This is a genomic window from Sporolactobacillus mangiferae, assembly GCF_023336505.1.
GTDB classification, from domain to species: Bacteria; Bacillota; Bacilli; order Bacillales; family Sporolactobacillaceae; genus Sporolactobacillus; species Sporolactobacillus mangiferae.
Genome location: NZ_JAMAST010000012.1, coordinates 59,975 through 65,974, shown reverse-complemented (window position 1 = coordinate 65,974; position 6,000 = coordinate 59,975). Strand labels below are relative to the sequence as shown.

The 6,000-nt window shown below is 47.6% G+C and carries 9 protein-coding genes; 5 read left to right on the top strand and 4 right to left on the bottom strand.

The genetic code is table 11. The features are described 5' to 3' along the window. Nucleotides 1-20: 20 nt before the first annotated feature. Nucleotides 21-368 carry a YolD-like family protein gene (locus tag M3N64_RS10180; protein WP_249101905.1) on the bottom strand — a complete coding sequence of 116 codons (348 nt, stop codon included), beginning with the start codon at nt 366-368 and terminating at the stop codon, nt 21-23. Continuing rightward, nucleotides 365-538 (bottom strand): hypothetical protein, encoded by a 174-nt coding sequence (locus M3N64_RS10175; protein WP_249101902.1) that lies wholly within the window; start codon nt 536-538, stop codon nt 365-367. Before M3N64_RS10175 ends, M3N64_RS10180 begins: the two co-directional genes overlap by 4 nt. A gap of 99 nt (nt 539-637) precedes the next feature. Here M3N64_RS10175 and M3N64_RS10170 point away from each other — a divergent pair, with 99 nt between their 5' ends. Beyond that, nucleotides 638-826, top strand: coding sequence for a transcriptional regulator (locus tag M3N64_RS10170; RefSeq protein WP_249101899.1), 189 nt, complete (start codon nt 638-640; stop codon nt 824-826). Between the two features lie 166 nt (nt 827-992). Here the strand turns inward: M3N64_RS10170 and M3N64_RS10165 are convergent, their stop codons facing one another. Continuing rightward, entirely contained in the window at nt 993-1,223 is a 231-nt protein-coding gene (locus tag M3N64_RS10165) for a hypothetical protein (protein ID WP_249101896.1), read from the bottom strand. Nucleotides 1,224-1,471: 248 nt separating this feature from the next. Here M3N64_RS10165 and M3N64_RS10160 point away from each other — a divergent pair, with 248 nt between their 5' ends. The 4 genes from M3N64_RS10160 to M3N64_RS10145 all read left to right on the top strand — a co-directional run bounded on the left by M3N64_RS10160 (nt 1,472) and on the right by M3N64_RS10145 (nt 4,265). Further along, on the top strand, nt 1,472-3,049 hold the full coding sequence (locus tag M3N64_RS10160) for a hypothetical protein (protein ID WP_249101893.1): 1,578 nt from the start codon (nt 1,472-1,474) through the stop codon (nt 3,047-3,049). Nucleotides 3,050-3,234: 185 nt separating this feature from the next. Continuing rightward, nucleotides 3,235-3,579, top strand: coding sequence for an RpnC/YadD family protein (locus M3N64_RS10155; protein ID WP_249101890.1), 345 nt, complete (start codon nt 3,235-3,237; stop codon nt 3,577-3,579). A gap of 112 nt (nt 3,580-3,691) precedes the next feature. Beyond that, a complete protein-coding gene (locus M3N64_RS10150; protein ID WP_249101888.1) occupies nt 3,692-4,093 on the top strand; it encodes a hypothetical protein in 402 nt (133 codons plus the stop codon). Continuing rightward, the gene (locus tag M3N64_RS10145) at nt 4,086-4,265 is read left to right on the top strand and encodes a hypothetical protein (RefSeq protein WP_249101885.1); all 180 of its coding nucleotides are present in this window, start codon (nt 4,086-4,088) and stop codon (nt 4,263-4,265) included. Before M3N64_RS10150 ends, M3N64_RS10145 begins: the two co-directional genes overlap by 8 nt. A gap of 145 nt (nt 4,266-4,410) precedes the next feature. Here the strand turns inward: M3N64_RS10145 and M3N64_RS10140 are convergent, their stop codons facing one another. After that, nucleotides 4,411-5,871 carry an MFS transporter gene (locus tag M3N64_RS10140; RefSeq protein ID WP_249101883.1) on the bottom strand — a complete coding sequence of 487 codons (1,461 nt, stop codon included), beginning with the start codon at nt 5,869-5,871 and terminating at the stop codon, nt 4,411-4,413. Nucleotides 5,872-6,000 lie beyond the last annotated feature (129 nt).

Genomic DNA, 6,000 nt, shown 5'->3' with positions numbered 1-6,000 from the left:
AGAAGGTGCTCTGCAGCCAGTTATGGATAGTTTGAGTTTACATGGATGATATCAGCAAACCGGTACTGCCCTCTTAATCCGTGTGTGTCACAGGCAATCAGCACTTTGTTTCTGGCATCCAGTCTTTTCGGATAGCAGATGAGCGGTTTGATAAATCCATCGCTGAAATAGTCGACCTGAACCGATGTATTCGTTTCAATGGCGCGGAGCAGCGCGCGTTCGATCTCTTCAAGTGCATCTTCTGACAATAACGGGTGTTCCACTTTTTGTTCATCAATCATGGCCTGTTTTAACCGTTCAATATGTTCCGGAAGCATCATGCGCATCGACTCCCAGCGCATATTGCTTCCTTCGGTCAGCTTGTTCATCCGATTCCCCCCTCTCGTCTCGGGATCTGTTTTAGCTTTTCAATGGTTTTCTCAATTTCCCGCTGACTGTGCCGGGTCCGTTGTGCCAGGCCCTTCACGCTTATTGTCCGCCCCATGTTTCGATCATTGAGGATAATCTGCCGCAGCTTGCGTTCAAAGTCAGAGCGCATCTTCATCATCCTTTCCAATAATTTACGAACGTTTATTCTTATTATACATTGTTTTGCGAATGTATGTTCTATATAATTATGGAAAAGGAGGAATGCGGGATGCGAAGAGGGGACATTGTCGATATGATTTATCAAGACGGTCAGGGACATTTTACACGGAGGCGTATTCGAATCCTTTTCGTTTCGAAAACAATGATTCGGGCATATTGCTATTTGCGCCATCAAAAACGGACCTTTGCCGTCGAGCGGATTCTTGCAAGCCGGACGATATTAAGAAGTGCATCATGAGAATCGCGCTTTCCGAACGGCAGAAATATCTGCCTCCGGGACAGGCAGGTGAATGGGGGCGGATCAGTAACAGCTTAAGGAAATGGGAAATAAAAAGGAAAAAACAACTTTGGAGGAGTGGAACGGCGAAGGGAATGGGCATGGCAAGTGGAACAACAGATCAACATCAAATATTGGGGATCTGGTCACTTAACGGTTTTAAGGGATTGATTTTGCGGTTAAAAGTGGTGACTCTCAAGTATGTGTGATCTTCAATAACGATGTATTCCCGGTCATCAAAAACAATAATGTCCCCTTTCTGGTATCTGCTTTTTCTGGCATTAATCTGCACGGTTTTCTGCAGATGCCAGGATTCGGAACGGTCTATAAATTGAACGATAAACATAGTGCGAATCAATGGGTCGTCCTCCTAAAAGAATCATGAATAACTGAGTGTGCCGTAAAAGAATATTTTACCAAAGAATAGTTACAGTTTTGTTACAGGAATTCCGCTGAGCAGAAACAAAAAGGAAGTTCCCCGTGCCTTACTATAAAAAAGGCATTGAACTTTGACAAAATACCGATTTTTATGCCGGAGAGCTGGAGGTTCTCGCATGTTTTGGGCAGACTAACAGACAAATTACAGCTGCCTGGGTGGCGATGCACATGAGTGAAAATGAAAAGTATCATCCGTACTGGCCGGAGACGGTCATTTTCTGGGGGGCCGGTACAACGGAACCGCTGAAGATCAAAACGACGAAGGAACTTGGCAGAACGGTACAAGTGCTCGCTGAGACGGGTGACACACGAGTCTCTGTAAATCAGGCGATTCCGGAAGCCTCCGGTCCAGTGCGCAGTGAATTTGCCGCGTTGCTGGAACTCATTGACGCCTCCGGATCGGGCAGCGACCATGAAGCGATGCGGACGCTCAGTATTCCAGAGCCGCGTGCCAGACAGCTGCAAACGCTCTATGACTGGCATGCGGTTAAGCGCGTGATCGAACGATGCCCGCACAACTCGGCGGACGGTTTTAGTCTCGATGATCTCTATAATCTGCTTGACCTGCATATACAGACGCATAAGGGGATTGAGGTGGACGGTGAATTTGTAACGATTGACCGGCTGATCGCGGCGCGGCGAACACTGACGATGCTCACGCAGCTGCTGCACGCGATCGGCTACGCGGAGCTGCTGCACGATCCGGAGATCAGAGTGAAATTTCAGCGTTACCACGATTTTGCGCGCATGCTGACGCATCGTATGTCTGATGAAGGCGTGCGACGCGCAGCGGACAAAGTGCCGCTTGAACACCGCCAGTTCTATCTGTTCAGTTATGCGGTTATTTCGATGAACTGGGATCCGCTTTTACTGTGGCTGATTTTAAATGCCCAGAAAGATATGAATGATGCGCCAGGGGCTCCGGAGGTTGGCAATCCGCCGCAGCCGATGAAGCTGTTCAGTGATCTGGCACATTTTATTGCTGTGCGAAAAGTGGAGGGGAGCACTCCGTCCGCATGGTATCCGATGAACGAAACCGCAGTGCAGCAGCTGAATGACGAAGCTTATTCATCCGGAAGACGTGTCCGAATCGGAAAATTCTATTTTCCGCATGGATGCCATGGATTCCGGCAATGCCCAAAGTGCGGGAAACTGACCTTCTATCTGGGTGATGAATGGCGCGCGGATTCACCAAGCCTTTTTCCGCCGCAGATTCTTCCATCGCTTTCTTCGCGGCACCCAAGATCGTTCGAAGAAAAAAAGGCGATGGATGCCGGAATTTTTGATGCGGTGCAATGCGCTTCATGCGGGACGATCACGGAAACCCACCATACGGTGATCGAGATGCAGACCGGATTCAAAATCCACCAGCCTTCATTTATTCAGGAAATCCAGAATGACATGAAGGTAGCTATCGAAAATGCCCGCCATATTATTTTTGCTGGCTACTCATTGCCAAATGACGATTTTGCTGACCGTCTGATGCTTTCGGCACGAAGAAAAAAGCATGTCAGATGTTCGGTGATCGGATTTGATCACGAGGCCGATGACCGATGGTTATATGGCGCGGAGCTGAACAGATATTGTCATAGCACGTACTCAAGCTTTACGGACACATTAAAGCGCGTTGCCAGTATTTTCGGTGAAGAAAATGTCCGTGGATACGGTGCGGGATTTCCCGGTGTGTTTATGCATCACGGAAAAGCAGATGCCCGGAAAATCGAGAATATGATGCGGGTGTGGTAGAATTTACGGCACCAGCAGGCTGGTCTGCCCTGAATCCGAAAATAAAATGTAAATTTTCGGTTCATTTCGTGTGGACAAAGTATCTGCTCATCCAATATAATAATAAATATACGATCACACGTTCTCTTTTTATTGCGATGTACCTGTTTCAACGAAAAGAAAGATCCCCTTCAGAGAGGTGCTCAATGGCCACAGATCATGACCGCCGTTTCAAAGTGCTGATCCGGACTTTTTTTGACGAATTTCTTGCTGCATTTTTCCCCAATGTTTATCAATCGATTGACCTGTCTGAAAAGAAATTTTTATCCGAAGAGCTGTTCCCGGATCTGATCGAAGGTGAAAAGAAACGGGCCGACATCATGGCCGAGGCCATGATGAAATCGGATAAGGATGTGATCCTGATCATTCATCTGGAAGCGCAGAATTATCATCAGAAAGACTTTGCCAAACGCATGCATGTATGTTTATTACAGTATGATCTATCTGAAATTTCAAAAAACTGTTTTACCGATTGCTGTTTTCAGTTATGATGGAATGAGAAAGGAACCCGACACATTTGCTGTAGCGATTCCGCATCTGATGACGGTCTGCCAGTTTCGTTTTCTTAAACTCGAACTTTCCAGAATCCACTGGCGCTGATTTATGCACAGCAATAATCCTGCCGCGGCCGCCCTGATGAGCAAAATGAATGTTCCGAAGCAGGAGCGTGTTCAGGTTCGGCTGGCATTCATCAGACAAATGATCGCGATGCATATGGATGCGGCACAGGAACGCATGATTAACGGTTTTTTCGAGACTTATCTTCAATTAACGGACAAAGAGGTGGATCAATTGATGACCGAAGCGAAAAAACTGCCCGAAGAAATCCGCGAGGAAGCGCTGAAGTGGCCAAACTCATTTTATGAAAAAGGCTCAGTTACTACAGCGAAGAAAATTGCCCGTAAGCTGAAGGAACGAGGAATGAGCGTGGCCGAGATCAGTGAACTCACCGAACTCAGCGAAGAGGAGATCCATGCTATAGAGAGTGGAGAATTTGGTGAGTGAACGATTTGAAGAAATCCGCGAGGAAGTGCTGAAATGGCCGAACTCATTTTATGAACAGGGTTGTTTTAAAGAGGGCTTCAAAAAAGGTTTTAAAAAAGGTATAGAAATTGCTAAAACCAAAATTGAGCAGAATGTCTGCGTGCTGCAGCATCTGGGGATGAGCACAGCGTAAATTGAAGAACTGACAGCGTTCAGTGACGAAGAGATTCAATTATTGGCGGAAGCCAGTGCGCCAAATGATGTTCATATGAAGCAATAAAAAAGAAGCACAGTCATCTGAAATTTGTGCTTCTTCCCAAAGCTTGTCTATTAAGAATTCAAATGGTTTTTCCGCGTAATGGCCGCCGGGCATAGGCAAGTCGAATACCGGTGATGACTGCACAAAGTCCACAGATGCCTGCCGAGGCAAGGAAAACCGTATGCATACCGTACAAAAAAATGGACGGGTGCCCGGGAATCAATCCGGTGATGTGGCGGCCGGCTGCCTGTGACATACTGGCAAACAGGAGCGTTGTCGCAAAGGTGATGCCGCTGATCATGCCCAAATTACGGATCAGCGCATTCACACTGCCTGCGCTGCCGAGCTGATCTCTCGGTACAGTCGACATTACAAGTGAATTATTCGGCGACATGAACAGGCCGCTTCCCGCGCCAAGCAATGCGATCAGTAAACCGGCGTAAAGCACAGAACTTGAACCGTTTAAGAAGCCAAGTCCGACCTGTGCCGCGACCAGTACCAGCAGTCCGATAAAGGTAAGAATTTCCGAACCGATTTTGTCAGACAGCGCGCCGCTGAATGGAGCGATGATCGCCATCATGATGGGAAAGAGCATCAAAAGCAGACCGGAACTTCCCGCACTCAGGTGAAGTATGTCCTGCGTGTAGAACGGAGCAATAATGTTGAAGCAAAAATTTGAAAGAAAGACAAGATAGCCGCAGAAAATGCTGACTGAGAACATCGGGTTTTTAAAGAGTCTCAGTTGCAGCATGGGTTGTCTGGTCTGCCACTCTACGATAAGAAACACTCCGAGCATGACCGCCGAAAAAAGAAGCAGACTGAGCGTGCGCCAATCCGCGAAGCGCCAATGCTGTCCGAGCAGCAATCCGCCGAATAACGCAATAATGAAGAGCCCGAAAATAGCAGTGCCGGCAGCATCCAGGCGTCCTTTCGATCTGAACAGATCTCTGGGCAGTACCCGCTGGCCAAGTACCATGACTGCAATGCCGATCGGCACGTTGATCCAGAAGATGTAGTTCCAGCTCAGTGCGGAGACGATCAGTCCGCCAATTCCCGGTCCGGTAATCGCACCAAGTGATACAAAGGTACCGATCAGACCAAGTGCTCGTCCACGTTCTGATCTTGGAAAAATGTCGGTTGCAATCCCAAAATTATTCGCCATGGTCATTGATGCGCCAAATGCCTGCACCACGCGGCCGAATAACAGAAGATGCAATGTCGATCCGAACCCGCAGAGCAGTGAACCGAGTACGAACAGCAATGTTCCAATGCGAAAAATAAAAATTTTGCCAAACATGTCACCAAGCCTGCCGAACAGAAGAATGAACACACAGATGGTCATTAAATAAATGGTGACGATCCATTCACTGCTGGCGATCGGCAGATGCAGGTCATGTGAGATCTGCGGCAACGCCACATTGACGATACTTGCGTCAAGGGTCGACATGAATGTAAACATGTTGACTGTAGCCAGAATCATCCAGCGTTTCTTTTGAACTTCCGGAATGTCCTGATAAGTAAGTGGTTGTTCCTGATTCATAAAAGAATTCCTCCGAAAATAAATTTCTGCTCATAGCATAACCACAGCAGAAAGGAAAAAGCAAAGAATGTGTTCGGGATCACCGTGCGCTGACTGCTTTGCCTCAATCGTTCCCGCTGCGGAGTGGCA